This is a genomic window from Stenotrophomonas rhizophila (assembly GCF_003651185.1).
Classification (GTDB): domain Bacteria; phylum Pseudomonadota; class Gammaproteobacteria; order Xanthomonadales; family Xanthomonadaceae; genus Stenotrophomonas; species Stenotrophomonas maltophilia_Z.
Map to the genome: position 1 here is coordinate 268,730 of NZ_RCDC01000007.1, position 15,619 is coordinate 284,348.

14 protein-coding genes are annotated in these 15,619 nt (G+C 66.2%); 10 read left to right on the top strand and 4 right to left on the bottom strand.

Annotation, left to right across the window (positions count from 1 at the left end):
• Positions 1-82 precede the first annotated feature (82 nt).
• The 8 genes from BCL79_RS20340 to BCL79_RS17420 all read left to right on the top strand — a co-directional run bounded on the left by BCL79_RS20340 (position 83) and on the right by BCL79_RS17420 (position 6,663).
• Positions 83-253 (top strand): hypothetical protein, encoded by a 171-nt coding sequence (locus BCL79_RS20340; protein ID WP_183073817.1) that lies wholly within the window; start codon positions 83-85, stop codon positions 251-253.
• A gap of 113 nt (positions 254-366) precedes the next feature.
• Positions 367-1,491, top strand: a complete 1,125-nt coding sequence (locus BCL79_RS17390) for a metallophosphoesterase (RefSeq protein ID WP_121043293.1) — start codon at positions 367-369, stop codon at positions 1,489-1,491.
• 17 nt (positions 1,492-1,508) lie between these two features.
• Entirely contained in the window at positions 1,509-2,342 is an 834-nt protein-coding gene (locus BCL79_RS17395; protein WP_121043296.1) for an alpha/beta hydrolase, read from the top strand.
• An 82-nt stretch (positions 2,343-2,424) separates the two neighbouring features.
• Complete coding sequence (locus BCL79_RS17400; RefSeq protein ID WP_121043299.1) at positions 2,425-2,859, top strand: pyridoxamine 5'-phosphate oxidase family protein; 435 nt, start codon at positions 2,425-2,427, stop codon at positions 2,857-2,859.
• 3 nt (positions 2,860-2,862) lie between these two features.
• The gene (locus BCL79_RS17405; RefSeq protein ID WP_121043302.1) at positions 2,863-3,618 is read left to right on the top strand and encodes a DUF72 domain-containing protein; all 756 of its coding nucleotides are present in this window, start codon (positions 2,863-2,865) and stop codon (positions 3,616-3,618) included.
• Positions 3,611-4,423, top strand: a complete 813-nt coding sequence (locus BCL79_RS17410; RefSeq protein WP_121043305.1) for a DNA-formamidopyrimidine glycosylase family protein — start codon at positions 3,611-3,613, stop codon at positions 4,421-4,423. The genes BCL79_RS17405 and BCL79_RS17410 overlap by 8 nt, the downstream gene beginning before the upstream one ends.
• Positions 4,424-4,543: 120 nt before the next feature.
• A complete protein-coding gene (locus BCL79_RS17415) occupies positions 4,544-5,221 on the top strand; it encodes a class I SAM-dependent methyltransferase (protein WP_121043308.1) in 678 nt (225 codons plus the stop codon).
• A 173-nt stretch (positions 5,222-5,394) separates the two neighbouring features.
• Positions 5,395-6,663, top strand: a complete 1,269-nt coding sequence (locus BCL79_RS17420) for an MFS transporter (RefSeq protein WP_121043579.1) — start codon at positions 5,395-5,397, stop codon at positions 6,661-6,663.
• A gap of 146 nt (positions 6,664-6,809) precedes the next feature.
• On the opposite strand, the gene BCL79_RS17425 is transcribed toward BCL79_RS17420, so the two are convergent.
• From BCL79_RS17425 to BCL79_RS17440, 4 genes are all read right to left on the bottom strand, one after another.
• Complete coding sequence (locus tag BCL79_RS17425) at positions 6,810-9,011, bottom strand: TonB-dependent siderophore receptor (protein ID WP_121043311.1); 2,202 nt, start codon at positions 9,009-9,011, stop codon at positions 6,810-6,812.
• Positions 9,012-9,199: 188 nt separating this feature from the next.
• The gene (gene mqo / locus BCL79_RS17430; RefSeq protein WP_121043326.1) at positions 9,200-10,891 is read right to left on the bottom strand and encodes a malate dehydrogenase (quinone); all 1,692 of its coding nucleotides are present in this window, start codon (positions 10,889-10,891) and stop codon (positions 9,200-9,202) included.
• Between the two features lie 152 nt (positions 10,892-11,043).
• On the bottom strand, positions 11,044-11,628 hold the full coding sequence (locus BCL79_RS17435) for a hypothetical protein (protein ID WP_121043329.1): 585 nt from the start codon (positions 11,626-11,628) through the stop codon (positions 11,044-11,046).
• Positions 11,629-11,710: 82 nt separating this feature from the next.
• Positions 11,711-12,616 (bottom strand): LysR family transcriptional regulator ArgP, encoded by a 906-nt coding sequence (locus BCL79_RS17440; protein WP_121043332.1) that lies wholly within the window; start codon positions 12,614-12,616, stop codon positions 11,711-11,713.
• Between the two features lie 134 nt (positions 12,617-12,750).
• Here BCL79_RS17440 and BCL79_RS17445 point away from each other — a divergent pair, with 134 nt between their 5' ends.
• Both BCL79_RS17445 and BCL79_RS17450 read left to right on the top strand, forming a co-directional pair.
• Entirely contained in the window at positions 12,751-13,386 is a 636-nt protein-coding gene (locus tag BCL79_RS17445) for a LysE/ArgO family amino acid transporter (RefSeq protein ID WP_121043335.1), read from the top strand.
• Positions 13,387-13,491: 105 nt separating this feature from the next.
• Complete coding sequence (locus BCL79_RS17450; RefSeq protein ID WP_121043338.1) at positions 13,492-15,456, top strand: alpha/beta hydrolase family protein; 1,965 nt, start codon at positions 13,492-13,494, stop codon at positions 15,454-15,456.
• Positions 15,457-15,619 lie beyond the last annotated feature (163 nt).

Genomic DNA, 15,619 nt, shown 5'->3' on the forward strand with positions numbered 1-15,619 from the left:
GACAGGGGTAGCGCAAGCCGACAGAAGTCGCTCGCTGAGGGGACGAGGGTGCTAGAAAAAGCAATAATATAACATTGCATTTATGTTCGCTTCCCCTGAGTTCTGCACCCGTCGCGCCATCGATCTGCACGAGCGCGAAACGATCCACGCGACCGCGTTCAAGGCATTGATCCGCGCCGCGATCGCGCGCAACCAGGCAGCGAAGCCCCTTGCCGCTGCGGCGCGTGCGAAGGCAAGCCAGCGCTCTGCCTGAATCATCACGACCTCCTGTACTGGTACACGCCGCGCGATTCGGCAACGATAAAGGGCTGGGCGAGGCGGCAGCGATGCGGCAGGCCCATTCCCCCACGTTTCCAGGATGTGCCTGTGCTGAGTGTGATCGGCTGTTTGCTTGCGTTGTATCTGGTGTGGCGCGTGATCTGGCCGCTGCGGCTGTCGCGTCCGGTGCGGATCGTACTGGGCCTGCTCGTGGTCGCACTGGCGCTGCACCACCGGATCGTGGCCCAGTTCGCCGGGACCATGGCCTCGCCCGAGATTCCCACGGCGATGATCGCGGTGCTTGCGACCGGGTTCACCACGCTGCTGATCAGTGCGGTGTTCGTGCTGGTGCTGGATGCGCTGCTGCTCATCGCGCGTCTGGTCCGGGCGCAGCGCGTGCTGCCGATGCTGCGCGCGGCGTGGCTGCGCCCTGCAGCGGGCACGTTGGCGCTGCTGCTGTCCGCCTACGGCATCTGGCAGGGCATGGCGGTTCCCAAGCCGCGGCAGATCGAGGTCGCCATCGACGGGCTGCCGGCCGCGTTCGACGGCTACCGCGTGCTGCAGCTCACCGACATCCACGCCAGCCGCCTGCTCACCGGTGCGTGGGTGGAGAAAGTGGTCACCGAAAGCAATGCCCTGCATCCGGATCTGGTGGTGATCACCGGGGATCTGATCGACGGCAGCGTCAGCGCCCGCGCCAACGATTTCGCGCCTCTGGCCAGTCTGCACGCGCCCGATGGCGTCATCGCGATCACCGGCAATCATGAGTACTACGCGCAGTACGCCGAGTGGATGCAGGCCTTTCGCGGGCAGGGCATGCAGGTGCTGGAGAACACCCACACGCAGGTCCAGCGTGACGGTGCGACGCTGACCATCGCCGGTGTCACCGATCCGGTGGCCGCGCGCTACGGCCTGCCCATGCCGGACCTGACCGCCGCACTGGCCGGCGCGGACCCGCAGGCGCCGGTGATCCTGCTCGACCATCGTCCGGTGGAGGCACGCGCGAATGCCGCGAAGGGCGTCGCGCTGCAGCTCTCCGGCCACACCCACGGCGGCCACATCCTCGGCATGGACCAGCTGGTCAAGCGCGCCAATGGCGGCTTTGTCTCCGGGCGCTATGAGGTGAATGGCATGACGTTGTATGTCAGCAACGGTGCCGGGTTGTGGCCGGGCTTCGCGGCGCGTATCGGCGTGCCGTCCGAGATCACCCTGATCACGCTGCGACCGCGCTGATGGTGTGTGGATACGGTATGCCCGGGGTGGTGCTGCCGGACACCGAGGCCTGGACGGTGCGCGATCCGGTGGGCCGCGATTATCCGATCTGGGTGTCGCTGCCGGCCGGCTACGAGCGGGATACACACCTGCGCTACCCGGTGCTGTATGTCACCGATGCGCTGTACAGCTTTCCACTCGCGCGCAGCGTGCGCAAACTGGTGGGGCAGGGCGGTGCGCACCTGGCGCCCTTCATCCTGGTCGGGCTGCCTCCGCAGCAGGGGCTGAGCTCGCAGCAGAGCCGCTCGCGTGATTACACCCCGACCCAGCCCACCCGCAGCCCCGGGGACGACTACACCGATGGCATCACCTACGGCGGCGCTGCGCACTACCGGGATTTCCTGGCGCAGCGTGTGCTGCCACAGGTCCAGGCGCGCTACCGGACCGATCCAGCGCAGCGTGCGTTCGCCGGCCATTCCTACGGCGGTCTGTTCGGCGCCTTCGTGTTGCTGACGCGCCCGGCGATGTTCCAGCGCTACATCCTGTCCAGTCCTTCGCTATGGTTTGATCAGCATGTGATCGAGCGGATCGAGGCGGACTATGCCAGTGCGCATGCGGATCTCGACGCCCGCGTGCTGCTGTCGATCGGCGCACACGAAACCCCGGCGTCCGCTGCGCCCTTCGCCGCCCGCAACGATATGGTCGCGCATACCCGGTCCTTTGCCGACCGCCTGCGCGGGCGCGGGTATCCCGGCCTGCAGCTGGAAACACGCGTGGTGCCGGATGAGGATCACCTCACCGTTTACCCGGCGATGCTCACCCGTGCGCTGTTGGCGCTGTTCCCCACTGGGAGCACGTTCCGGACCGTGTGAAATTTCCGCCAGTGGCTGTGCACGCCTCGGTCACCGGGCAGCGCGGAGGCTGGGCGCACGAGCCCTGACCTGCGGAGATTCCATGACCACTCTGACCCTGCCCGAACTGGCCAAGAAGATGGCCGGCATCGATTTCGCGATGCTGCAGACCCACACCGCCAGCGGCGAGATCGCCGGCCGGCCGATGAGCAACAACGGTGACGTGGACTACGACGGCGACAGTTATTTCTTCGCCTTCGACAATGCTGACATGGTGGCCGAGATCGAACGCGACCCGAAAGTGGCGCTGTCCTTCACCGGCAGCAAATCGCTGCTGGGCAAGCCGCCGTTGTTCGTGGCCGTGGAAGGCCATGCCACGCTCAGCCGCGACCGCGCGACCCTGCAGGCGCATTGGGTCCCGGATCTGGAACGCTGGTTCAAGCAGGGCGTGGATACGCCCGGCATCGTGCTGATCCAGGTCAAGGCGACCCGCATCCACTACTGGTCGGGCGAGGACGACGGCGAGATCCGCCTGTAAACGATGCCTGCCTCGTCGATCAAGATCGGATGCGCAGGCTGGTCGATTCCCAGCCGTTACGCCGCATTGACCGGCGCGGGCGAGAGCATGCTCGCGCGCTACGCAACGCGGTTCCCGGTGGTTGAGATCAACTCCTCTTTCTATCGGCCGCACCAGCAGCGCACGTATGAACGCTGGGCGGCGAGCGTGCCGGCCACGTTCCGGTTCTCGGTGAAGCTGCCCAAGGCCATCTCGCATGAGGCAGCGCTGCGCGGTTGCGGTCCGGCGCTGGAGCGCTTCCTTGAGGAGACGGCCGGCCTGGGCCGCACGCTGGGCGGGCTGCTGCTGCAGCTGCCGCCGAGCCATGCCTTCGATGCGCGGGTGGCGGCCGGCTTCTTCGGCATGCTGCGGCGTCGCACCGATGTGCGCGTGGTCTGCGAGCCACGCCACACCACCTGGTTCACACCGCAGGCCGACGCGATGCTGCAGCGGCATGCGATCGGGCGTGTCGGCGCGGACCCTGCGCGAGTTCCCGAGGCTGCCCAGCCGGGCGGTGACGCCGGATGGCGCTACTGGCGATGGCATGGCGCGCCACGCATGTACTACAGCGACTATGACGACGCAGCACTGCGGGAGTTGGCCAGGACGGTTGCTGCGCGGACAGCAGGTGCGCGCTGGGTGATCTTCGACAACACTGCCCATGGGTTCGCCATCGCCAATGCGTCCCGGCTGCAGGACATCCTGAGCGGCGCTACCCTCCAGGAGCCCGGACATGCCTGAAGGTCCCTCCATCGTCATCCTGCGTGAGGCCGCCGCCAAGTTCCGCGGCAAGACCGTGCGCCTGGCCACCGGCAACAGTTCGTTGGACCTGACCCGCATGGAAGGGCGGCGGGTGGTGGCGCTGCGCAGCTGGGGCAAGCACTTCCTGATCGAGTTCCGTGGCTTCAGCCTGCGCGTGCACATGCTGATGTTCGGCAGCTACCGCATTGATGAGCGCAAGGCGTCGCCACCGCGGGTGTCGCTGCAGTTCGACAACGGCGAGCTCAACATCTATGCCTCGTCGGTGAAGTACATCGAAGGCGCGCTGGAGGACACCTACGACTGGCGCGGGGATGTGATGAACCCGGCCTGGGATCCCGGGCTGGCGCGCAGGAAGCTCAAGCAGCAGCCGGAAACGTTGATCTGCGACGCGCTGCTGGACCAGGATATCTTTGCCGGCGTGGGCAACATCATCAAGAACGAGGTGCTGTTCCGCACGCGTGTGCATCCCGAATCCACGGTCGGCGCGCTGCCACCGCGCAAGCTGGGCGAGATCATCAAACAGGCGCGACAGTACAGCTTCGATTTCCTGGACTGGAAGCAGCAGTTCGTGCTGCGCCAGCACTGGCTGGTCCACACCAAACGGACCTGCCCCCACTGCGGCGGCCCCCTCAGCAAGACCTACCCGGGCACGACCCGGCGGCGGACGTTTTTCTGCCCGGTGTGCCAGGTGCGCTACAGCGCCGCGCCTGCCGGGTGCAAGGCCGCGCCGAACGCACGCAAGGCCGCCCCGAGGCGTTCAGCCAGGTCCTCGCCCATGGCGTAGGATGGGTCCACACGCACGTACGCGCGTCCTGCGCGATCGATACCTGATCGCCTTCGCTCCTTTCTCAGAGTCCTTCATGCCGCCAGCGGAATGAAGGCTCCCGTGTCCCACGGAGCGCTCATGCCGGGCTATACCACCCGCATTCTCACCATCCCGGTCGGCGGTCACGACTTCCGTATCCGCGCGCTCAGCGATCTGCAGCAGTTTTCCGATCCCACCGGACGCGCCCAGCGGGCCGGCATCCACTCCTCGCTGTGGAGCCTGTTCGGTCAGATCTGGCCGGCCGGCCGCGCGCTGGCCGATACCATGAGCCACTTCGATGTGACCGGTAAGCGGATCCTGGAGCTGGGCTGCGGGCTGGGCCTGTCCAGCCTGGTGCTGGCCCATCGCGGCGCGGATGTCGTGGCGACCGACCACCATCCACTGGCCGAATCCTTCCTGGCCTACAACGCCGGCCTCAACGACCTGCCCGCGGTGACCTACCGTGACCTGCCCTGGGAGGTCCCTGACGGTTCGCTGGGGCGCTTCGACCTGATCATCGGCAGCGACATCCTCTACGAACGGGGGCATGCCCATCAGATCGCGGCGATGATGCTGCGGCACGCCAAGCCCGATGCCGAGCTGCTGATCACCGATCCCGGCCGCGGCAACGTGGGGTCGTTCTCGCGTGGCATGGCCCTGCAGGGCTTCGATGTGACCGAGGAACTGGGGCTGTTCGAGGATGAAGGCAATGCGCCGGGCAACGGCCGCCTGCTGAGCTATCGGCGGGGTGCGGTGCGGCCGGCGGCCGTGGCCTGAGCGCAGGCAGGGCGTGTTGCGACACGACCGCTCTGCTGTGACGCGGCGTGCAGATCGACTGGCGTAGGCTGTCGCCGTCCAGATGCGGCCCAGGCGGCCGGGAGTCCCTCGATGCGATCTCGTCCACTGCCGCGCCGCGAAGGCCTGCGTGTTTTCAGGATGCAGGCTTGAGCATGGCCGCCACCGCGCCCACTGCGCGCCCGCAGACGCGCTCGATGATCATCGCCGGTCTCTCCACGGTGGTGGAGTGGTACGACTTCACCCTTTACCTGTATCTGGCCACGGTGCTGTCGCGCGTGTTCTTCGGCGGCGGCGAGAACGCGCTGCTGGCTACCCTGGCCGGGTTTGCGGTGTCGTATCTGATGCGGCCCCTGGGTGCACTGGTCTTCGGCCATCTCGGCGACCGTTTCGGGCGGCGCTACATGCTGCTGGCCTCGATGTTGCTGATGACCGTGGCGATGCTCGCCACCGCGCTGCTGCCCACCTTCGAGAGCATCGGCGCCGCTGCCGGTGTGCTGCTGTTGCTGCTGCGCTGCCTGATGGCCTTTTCGGTGGGCGGCGAGTACACGGGCGTGGTCGCCTATCTGCTGGAAACCGCACCCGTGCGCAGGCGCGGGCTGGTGACCTCATTGGCGTCGGCCGCGAGCGAAGTGGGGGCCCTGCTGGCGGTGGCGTTGTCAGCGCTGACCGTCGCGCTGCTGAGCACGGCGCAGCTGGATGGCTGGGGCTGGCGGATTCCGTTTTTCGTCGGTGCGGCGCTGGCGGGGGCGATCCTGCTGGCGCGTTCGACCATGCACGAATCGCCGGAGTTCGAGCGGCAACAGGCCGAGGGCACCGTGCCGACGTCGCCGATCCGCGATAGCTGGCGGCACCACAAGCCCGCGATTGCGCGCACGTTTGCGATCTCCGCACTGGGCTCGATCACCTATTACGTCGGCATTACCTATGTGCCCGCGTTCCTCGGTTCGGCGGGGCAGGTGAGTGAATCGGAGGCGTTGTGGCTGTCTACGGTCGCGGCGGTGGCGGTGATCGTGGTGACGCCGCTGGCCGGTGCGTTGTCCGACCGGGTGGGGCGCCGCCCCGTGTTGATCGCGCTGGCCGCGCTGTCGGTGCTGCTGCCGTTGACGATGTTCTCGGTGATGGCCGGCGGCAGTACCGTGGCGATCGGGCTGGCGGCGGTGGTGCTGGCGTGTCTGGCCGGTGGGGTGAGTGCGGTGGCGGCCCCGGCCACGGCCGAGCAGTTCCCCGGCGAAGGGCGCCTCAGCGGGCTGGCACTGGGCGTCACCATGGCCACGGCGTTCTTCGGTGGCGCGACGCCGTTGCTGGCCGAACTGCTGGTGCGGCATACCGGCTGGTCGTCGGCCCCCGGGGCGATGATCGCCGTGGTGGCGGTACTGGTGCTGCCGGTGATGTGGACGCTGCGCGAGACGCGACCCAGGTAGTGCCGGCCGCTGGCCGGCTCCACGCAATGCCGGGTCTTCGAGGAGCCGGCCAGCGGCCAGCACTACCGGTATACGGTGGGTTGCACAAAACAGAACAGGCCGCCCGAAGGCGACCCGTTCGTTCAACACAGCGATGTCGTCAGGCCTCAGTACTTCCAGCGCAGGCTCAATGCGACAAAGCGCGGCTCGCCGTAGTTGTTGTAATCCAGGTTGGCCCAATAGGTCTTGTCCAGCGCATTGCGCACGCTCAACGTCGCCGTCCAGCTGTCGCTGATGCGGTAGTTGGCGTTGAACTGCACCAGCGCATACGCCGGCTGGTTCACCGTCACCGTGCCGCCGAGCGGATAGGGGACGTTGTAGCCCTGCACCTTGCTCTGCCACTGCACGCCGGCACCCACGCTCAGGCGCTCCAGTGCACCGCGCAGCCGCACCTGGGTGTTGAGCTGCAGCAGATCTTCGGCCGGGTTGGCGTACAGCAGATCGGTGGCGGCACGGGTCACCTTGACGTGGGTGAAGCCGGCATTGACGGTCCATCCCGGCAGGATCTCGCCGTTGACGTCCACTTCCCAGCCGCGTGCCTTGGTCCCGTTGATGCCGATATACGCAGAACTGCCGTCGCTGAGCGAGCGCTCCGGCACGCTCGTGTCGAGCACCGCGTAGTTGTCCTGCTTGGCCTCGAACACCGCGGCATTGGCGGTCAGGCGGCCGTCGAACCACTGCGACTTGATGCCCGCTTCCAGGTTGGAACCTTCCACCGGCGCCAGCAGGTTTTCGTTGCGGTCCTTGAAGTTCTGCGGGTTGAAGATTTCGGTGTAGCTGGCGTACGCCGCCACCTGCGGAGTGATGTCGTATACCAGGCCTACATAGGGCGTGACTTCATCGGTCACTTTATACGCGCCGCTCGTACCGGTATACGCACCAGCCGCGTTGTAGGAGCGGGACAGCGTTTCCCAGCGGCTCAGGCGCGCACCGGCGATCAGCGCGAGTGGATCGGCCAGGCGCAGGCGGGTGGCCACGTAGACGCCGCTCTGGGTGGTCTTGGCGACGCGGCGTGCGCCGGTGCGCGCGTAGGTCACCTCGGAGATGTCGCCATCCCACGTGCGGATATCCGGGATGTAATAGCAGCGCTCGGTCCCGCAACGTGCCCAGTCGGTGGGATAGCGCAGCGCGATGGTGTTGGTGGTGCCTTCCAGATCCGCCCACTGCCCCCCCACGGTCAGGTCGTGCTCGCGGCCGAACAGGGAGAACGTGCCGCTCAGGTAGGCATCCACGTTGCGGCGGGTGTCTTCGGAATCGCCGGCGGCGGTGCGCAGGAAGATGCCCGCACCGGTGGCCGGATCCGGGTAGCCACTGCCGTACACGCGCACGTTCTGCACGTTACCCTGGGTGTAGGCGGTGTTGATCTTCAGCAGCCAGTTCTCACCGAAGCGCTGCTCCAGGTTGGCGAAGGCGGTGCTGGTCTCGCGCTGCCAGTAGCTCCACTTCGGCGCGACGTTGGTCGAGCGCGGCAGATGGGCGAAGTCGCCCTGGCCGTTGAAGAACGGCACCGTGCCCCAGGTCGAGCCGACCGGATTGTTGTCCTGGGTCTGGTAGCCCACGGTCAGCGTGGTGCTGTCGGTCAGGTCACCTTCCAGCACGGCCATGCCGGCCATCTTGTTCTCGTGGTAGCGGTCGTAATACAGATCGCGGTCGGTGTAGGCGGCAACCACGCGGCTGCGGAAACGGCCGTCAGCGGTCAACGGCGCGGTCACGTCGGCTTCCATGCGCTGGTAGTCCCAGCTGCCGGCGCTGACCGAGAAGGAGGCATCGAACTCCTTGCCCGGGCGCTTGCGCAGCAGGTTGACCGTCGCCGATGGCACACCGGCGCCGCTGAGCAGGCCGTTGGCGCCGCGGATCACTTCGACCCGATCGTAGAACGCGGTGTCATATTCCTGGTTGGTCGAGCCGCTATAGGTGGGGATGCCATCGACCTGGAAATCGGTGATGGCAAAACCGCGCGCGTAGTACAGCGGGCGCTGGGTGTCATAGAAGGAGACGCTGACGCCGGTGACGTTGCGCATCACATCGTTGATGCTGAACAACGATTCGTCCTGCAGCCGCTGCAGGCCGATCGAGGTCGCCGACTGAGGCGTCTCCTGCAGGCTGATCGGCAGACGCGTGGTGCTCGAGGGCATCGCGCGCGCACCCACCACGCTGACCTTGTCCAACGTCTTGGCATCGGCAGCGCTGCTGGCATCGGCCAGCGCATCGGCGAAGGCCTGCGGGGCGGTCAGCACCAGCACGGAAAGCAGGGCCAGGCCCAGCGGGGCACGGCGGGGAAGGCGAAGCGAAGCAGCGCAGGCGTACATGCGGGTCTCGTGATGATATGGGGGTGTGGCCGGGCCCCAAGCCCGGCGGGGTGCAAATGTAAAGCGTTCTCATTCGCTTTACAAATACTGAACATTCAGATTGTCCAGCCCCCAGAACGCAACCGGCCACCGCAAGGGTGGCCGGAGGGAAACCGTGGCCAAGGCCCGAAGGCCCCGCCGGTGCAGGCTTACAGCGCCTGCAGTTCTTCGTTGGCGTTGCGCTTGGCCTCGGCCGGCTTGGCGGCCGGCGGCGGGGTCAGCATCACCGCCGGGCTGGTCTCGACCGGCACCTCCAGGTACGGCAGCTTCAGGGTCTCGCTGGTCAGGCGGCGGATCTCATTGGTCAGCGCCGGGCTGTCGTTGAGCTTGCGGCCGTACGACGGGACGATCTGCTTCAGGCGCGCTTCCCAGCCGGCCGCCATCTGCTCGGGGAAGGCTTTCTTGAGCAGGTCCAGCATGATCGGCGGCGAGGTCGAGGCACCCGGCGAGGCGCCGAGCAGGGCGGCCAGGGTGTGATCCTGGTCGGTCACGATCTCGGTACCGAACTGCAGGATCGCGCCCTTTTCCGGGTCCTTCTTGATGATCTGCACGCGCTGGCCGGCGGTCACCAGCTTCCAGTCCTCGCGCTTGGCGTGGGGAAAATACTTGACCAGTTCGGCCTGGCGGTCATCATCGTTCAGACGTGCCTGGCCCATCAGGTACTTCACCAGGTCCAGATTCTCCAGGCCCACGTCCATCATGCCGGCTACGTTGTTGTGGTTGACCGAGGAATACAGGTCGAACCACGAGCCGTGCTTGAGGAACTTGGTGCTGTACAGCGCGAACGGCCCGAACAGCACCACCGGCTTGCCATCCAGCTTGCGCGCATCCAGATGCGGCACCGACATCGGCGGCGAGCCGGTTTCGGCCATGCCGTAGGCTTTGACCGAATGCCGGTTGGCGATCGCCGGGTCCTGGAAGGCCAGGAACTGGCCACCGACCGGGAAGCCGGCGTAGTTCTTCGATTCCGGAATGCCCGACAGCTGCAGCAGCTTGAGCGCGGCACCACCGGCACCGATGAACACGAAGCGCGACTTGACCGTGGTCTCGTTGTCGGACTTCAGGTCCTTGACGGTCACGTTCCAGCTCTTGTCATCGTTCTGGCGCAGCGCGCGCACTTCATGGTTGAGGTGCAGTTTGAAGTTCGGGCTGCGTTCCAGGCCCGCGGTCAGCTGGCGGGTGATCACGCCAAAGTTGACGTCGGTGCCCAGCGGCATCCAGGTGGCGGCGACCTTCTGCTTCGGGTCGCGGCCCTCCATCAACAGCGGTGCCCACTGCGTGATCTGCGCGGGATCCTCGGAGTACTGCATGCCGTAGAACAGCGGGTTCTTGACCAGCGCCTGCTGACGCTTGTGCAGGTAGGCGATGTTCTCATCACCCCAGACGAAGCTCATGTGCGGGGTCGGGTTGATGAAATCGCTGGGCTGGCTCAGGCGGCCTTCGCGGATCTGGTGCGACCAGAACTGGCGCGAGATCTCGAACTGCTCGGCGATGCCGACCGCACGCTTGGTCTCGATGCTGCCGTCGGGCAGTTCCGGGGTGTAGTTCAGCTCGGCGAACGCGGAATGACCGGTGCCGGCGTTGTTCCAACCGTCCGAGCTTTCCAGCGCGACTCCGTCCAGGCGCTCATAGACCTGGATGTTCCAGTCTGGCTGCAGCTCCTGCAGGAAGGTGGCGAGCGTGATGCTCATGATGCCGCCGCCGACCAGGACGACGTCGACCGGCTTGTCGTTGCCGGCAGCCGGGACCGAGCGCTGATGCAGCGGCCAGTACAGGAACAGTGCCGCTGCCAACAGCAACACTACGAACAGGCCGAGGACGACCTTCGCTAGTTTTTTCATGGGGATCTCAGGTAGGGAGACATGGGAAGGATGCCGCCGCTGCCGGGAACGCCCGTGAAGACGGGCGTCACAGCGGTACCTTGACCGCAATTTTAGCCCTTTCCGGTACGGATTTGGTGCAACGCAGCATCCGGTGGGTGTGCCAGGCCGGGTCAGTCGCTGGCCAAGGTGAAGTATTCAAGGAGGAAATAGCTGGCTTGATAGGCCAGCGCTATCAGGGCCAGGGCCAGGTGCGCGCGGCGCTGGCGCAGGGTCATGCCCAGCCCGGCAATGGCCAGCATCACCACCGTGTGGACCCAGTAGGCGTCGCCGAGCATCTGCCAGCGGCTGTGACCCTTGATGGCGGTATCGACCAGATCCAGCAGCGTGACCAGCGCCAGCATCCCGAAGAAGCCACCGCGCCGCTGCAGCAGGTAGTTTTCATAGCTGCCGAACTCGCGCACATCGTCCGGAAACAGCAGGACGCAGAGCAGGTACCACGCGGCGCAGTAGGCGATCACGAACAGATACAACTCGAAGGTCCACTGCCGGACCTCGCCCAGCCGGAACTCCCACCACCAGAAGGTCACCACCGAGATCAGCGCCCAGACCACCCAGCACAGGTGGATCCACGACCAGCCGCGGCGCTGGGGGTGCTCGATGATCCCCGCCAGCCCGCGCAGCAAGGTGGTGATGCTCAGGCCGAGGATGATGCTGAGCACCACGCGGATGTGCAGGTAGACCGGATCGGTGTCCATCGACGTGCCCGCGGCTGGAATGCGCCGATGCTGCAACGGGGCGGGTCGTCAGGTCGTGTAGGGCGGCTCTACAGGTCGGGGCTTACCGCTTCTTGCGCACCAGCGTCGCCGAGGCCGCCAGCACCGCCCGGGTCAGCAGCGCCATCGTCTGCACATCGCCCTTCCAGTGCTGCCAGTACAGCGGCACGTCTTCCCAGGCGCGCTGTTTCATGTGCACCAGCCGGCCAGCCTCCAGGTGGCGTTTGACCAGCGGCAGCGGGTTCATGGTCCAGCCCAGCCCGCCGAGGTTGGCCTGCACGAACGCGCGGGTGGAGGGAATCCACCAGGTCGGCGCGGTCAGCGGCAGGTCGTTGCCGGCCAGGCGGCGGGCGAACCGGGCCTGCATGTCGTCCTTGCGGTTGAACACCAGCACCGGCGCCTGGGCCAGCGACTGCGCGTTGACGCCCTTGGCGAAGTGCTGCTCATGGAAGGCCGGGGTGCAGGTGGCGGCGTAGCGGATGCTGCCCAGCGCATGGATCTGGCAACCCTGCACCGGCTCATCCAGCGTGGTCACGGCGCCCAGCACGGCCCCTTGCCGGAGCAGGGCCACGGTGTGGTCCTGGTCTTCCGAGCGCAGGTCCAGCGTGGTGCCGGTCTGCCGTGCGAACTGCAGGGCGGCCTCGGGGAACCAGGTTTCCAGGCTGTCGTGGTTGACCGCCACCGGAATGCTGGCGTGGGGCAGGTCCTCATCGGCGATGCCCATCCGGTGCAGGGCATCGTGCTCCAGCAGGGCGGTCTGCTCGGCCAGCTGCACCAGCACCTGGCCTTCGGTGGTGGCCACCGCCGGCGAAGAGCGTTTGACCAGCAGGCGGCCGACGCGGTCCTCCAGCGCCTTGACCCGCTGGGAGACCGCCGAGGCCGTGACATTGAGCGACTGCGCGGCACGGTCGAAGCTGCCTTCGCGGATCACCGCCGCCAGGGCGCGGAGCTGGGCATGGTCGATGCGCATGATCTTAAGTTCCGCTAAAGATGGTTAAGTAAGTTTAGCTCTACTTTTTAATGTTGCGGCGCGACAATGCGCGCCATCCGGTGCTGTACGCCTTGGCGAGGCACCGCCCCCCAGCAAGACACAGGTGGTATCCCATGTTTTCCATCCTTTCCGGCGGCGCCGGGCTGAGCGCGTGGCTCAGTGGTGCCGCAACCGGTATCGGCCTGTTCGCGGTGGTCGGCGCGCAGAGCGCGTTCATCCTGCGCCAGGGCATCCTGCGCAAGCACATCATTCCGGTGGTGGCGACCTGCGCGGCCATCGATGGCATCTTCATCTTCGCCAGCGTGGCGGGCCTGCGCACGCTGACCCAGGCGCTGCCGTGGCTCACCACCGTGGTCCTGTGGGGCGGTGTCGCCTTCCTGGCGTGGTACGCCTGGCAGTCGGCGCGGCGCGCGCTGGCCGGTGGCGGTGGCATGCACGTGGACGACGGCGACAGCACCTCGCGCCGCGCGGTGCTGATCTCGGCGGTCGGGTTCTCGCTGATCAACCCGCATTTCTGGCTGGACATGATGGTCATCGGCGGCATCGCCGAGAACTTCGGCAACGCGCGCATGGCGTTCGCGGCCGGCGTGTTCACCGCCAGCTGCCTGTGGCTGACCGCCCAAGGCCTGGGCGCGCGCCTGCTGGCCCCGCTGTTCACCAAGCCCAAAACCTGGCGCATCCTCGACGGCACCATCGCGGTGATCCTGTCGATCCTGGCGCTCAGCCTCGCGTTCCGCGGCATGCATTGAACTCTCTCCTCGATGCAGGTCCTGGAAATGGCACCGTTCGCGGTGCCATTTTTTTTGCCTAGAATCGCCGTTCCGGACATGAGGTCCGATGCAGCAGGGAAAAGGATGAGGCACGTTCAGGGGTGGGGGTTGCTGGTGTTGCTGGCCATCGCGGGCCAGGCCGGTGCGGTGGATCTGGAGCGCTACCTGCGCCGGGATGCCTTCACCGATATCAAGATTTCGCCGAACGGCGACTACTACGCGGCGACCGTGCCGATGGAAGATCGCACCGCCTTGGCGATTCTGCGCAGAAATGGGGGTGAGGTGGTGGGCTCGTTCGTGCCACCCAGGAACAATCACGCCAACCATTTCGACTGGGTCAGTGGAGAGCGCGTGCTGATCGGCCTGGCCGAAAAGCATGGTTCTCTGGACCAGCCGCGGATGACCGGTGAGCTGTATGCCATGAACGCCAACGGCGGGCGCGGCGAACTGCTGGTCGGCTACCGCGTGCAGGGAAACGGCCCGGGTACCCGCATCCAGCAGAAAAAAGTGGAGGCCGTGGCGGCGTTCCTCGCTGATGACCTGCCTGCGGACGACCGCAACGTGCTGGTCACGATCTGGCCGTTCAACGATGACCCGTTCACCCGTGCCGATCGGCTCGATGTCACCACCGGCCGCCGTCAGACCGTGGCGCGCTCGCCCGTGCGTCGCGCCGATTTCGTCACCGACAACCAGGGCCAGGTACGTTTCGCGCACGGCGCGGGAGCCGACAACGTCAACAAGCTGTATTACCGCGAAGGGTCGGGCACGACCTGGAAGCTCGTCAACGATGAAGCACTGAACGGGCGTATCGAAACGGCGATTGGTTTTTCCGAAGATGGTCGGCTGGCATACTTCAATACCGAGATGCCGCAGGGGCCCGATGCCATCGTGTCCTGGGACCCGGTGACCGACGAGCGCAAGCTCGTGCTCCGCGATCCCGTGGTGGATGTGCACAAGTACATCTACCGGCCGGGCACATCCATCCCGGTGGGGGCGCTGTACCTGGGTGACACGCCGCGCACCCGCTTCTTCGACGAAAAGGGCCCCGATGCCCGTCTGTATCGCAGCCTGGAGGCCGCATTTGGTGGTGATGCGGTGTTCATCACTTCCAGCACCCGTGATGGCAGGCAGCTGATGGTCGAGGCGTGGTCGGGGCGCAACCCGGGCGACTTCTACATCTTCGACAATGAGGCAAAGAAGGCCGACCACGTCATCAGCCGCAGCAGCTGGATCGACCCGGCCGCGACTGCCGTGGTGCGTCCGGTGGCTCTCAAAGCGCGTGATGGGCTTGCCCTGCACGGCTACCTGACGGTGCCGGGTAACGGCAATGCCAACAGGCAGCCGATGGTGGTGATCCCGCACGGGGGGCCTTACGGTCCGTTCGATACCGGCGGCTACGACCCGGTCAGCCAGATGCTCGCTGACGCGGGTTATGCAGTGCTGCAGATCAACTTCCGTGGATCGGGCAATTACGGGCGCGCGCATCGGTCTGCTGGCGCCCGCGAGTGGGGCGGCACCATGCAGGACGATCTCACCGATGCAACCCGCTGGGCCATCAGCGAGGGAATTGCCGATGCCTCGCGGATCTGCATCTATGGCGCCAGTTATGGCGGCTACGCGGCGATGATGGGCGCTGCGAAGGAGCCCGGTCTGTACCGTTGTGCGGCCGGGTATGTCGGTGTCTATGACCTGCCGATCATGTTCACCACCGGCGACATCCAGCGGCGTGGTTCTGGTGAAAACTATCTCAAGGAATGGATCGGTGACCGGCAGCAACTGGCTGCCGTATCGCCGGTGAATCTGGCCGACCGCATCAAGGTGCCGGTATTCCTCGCTGCCGGTGGCGAAGACGAACGCGCCCCGATCCAGCACACCAGGCGGATGGAAGCGGCGTTGAGGAAAGCCGGCGTGCCGGTGGAGGCGCTGTACTACCCTACCGAAGGCCACGGCTTCTACACCGATCCGCATCGCCGTGAGTACTACACCAAGCTGCTGGCGTTCCTGTCGCGCCACATCGGAGGGCAGGCGGCCAACGCCGTGCAGCCCTGACCGCATCGTTGGGCTTAAGAAGACAACGGCACCGTGAGGTGCCGTTGTTGTGTGTGGGGAGGGCTGAACGCGGCAGATTGCAAGTTGTTGCATGGTGCCCGGGCGCGACCCTGCGGGATGCTGGGCAGCTCTCCCTTCGGGTCTTTCCAGCATGCGGCGCTAC

What these genes read in the sequence shown, in the direction of transcription:
- BCL79_RS20340 (WP_183073817.1), top strand. Translation starts at nt 83, where the DNA reads ATGTTCGCTTCCCCTGAGTTCTGCACCCGTCGCGCCATCGATCTGCAC.
- BCL79_RS17395 (WP_121043296.1), top strand. Translation starts at nt 1,509, where the DNA reads ATGCCCGGGGTGGTGCTGCCGGACACCGAGGCCTGGACGGTGCGCGAT.
- BCL79_RS17400 (WP_121043299.1), top strand. Translation starts at nt 2,425, where the DNA reads ATGACCACTCTGACCCTGCCCGAACTGGCCAAGAAGATGGCCGGCATC.
- BCL79_RS17405 (WP_121043302.1), top strand. Translation starts at nt 2,863, where the DNA reads ATGCCTGCCTCGTCGATCAAGATCGGATGCGCAGGCTGGTCGATTCCC.
- BCL79_RS17410 (WP_121043305.1), top strand. Translation starts at nt 3,611, where the DNA reads ATGCCTGAAGGTCCCTCCATCGTCATCCTGCGTGAGGCCGCCGCCAAG.
- BCL79_RS17415 (WP_121043308.1), top strand. Translation starts at nt 4,544, where the DNA reads ATGCCGGGCTATACCACCCGCATTCTCACCATCCCGGTCGGCGGTCAC.
- BCL79_RS17420 (WP_121043579.1), top strand. Translation starts at nt 5,395, where the DNA reads ATGGCCGCCACCGCGCCCACTGCGCGCCCGCAGACGCGCTCGATGATC.
- BCL79_RS17425 (WP_121043311.1), bottom strand. Translation starts at nt 9,011, where the DNA reads ATGTACGCCTGCGCTGCTTCGCTTCGCCTTCCCCGCCGTGCCCCGCTG.
- mqo (WP_121043326.1), bottom strand. Translation starts at nt 10,891, where the DNA reads ATGAAAAAACTAGCGAAGGTCGTCCTCGGCCTGTTCGTAGTGTTGCTG.
- BCL79_RS17435 (WP_121043329.1), bottom strand. Translation starts at nt 11,628, where the DNA reads ATGGACACCGATCCGGTCTACCTGCACATCCGCGTGGTGCTCAGCATC.
- BCL79_RS17440 (WP_121043332.1), bottom strand. Translation starts at nt 12,616, where the DNA reads ATGCGCATCGACCATGCCCAGCTCCGCGCCCTGGCGGCGGTGATCCGC.
- BCL79_RS17445 (WP_121043335.1), top strand. Translation starts at nt 12,751, where the DNA reads ATGTTTTCCATCCTTTCCGGCGGCGCCGGGCTGAGCGCGTGGCTCAGT.
- BCL79_RS17450 (WP_121043338.1), top strand. Translation starts at nt 13,492, where the DNA reads ATGAGGCACGTTCAGGGGTGGGGGTTGCTGGTGTTGCTGGCCATCGCG.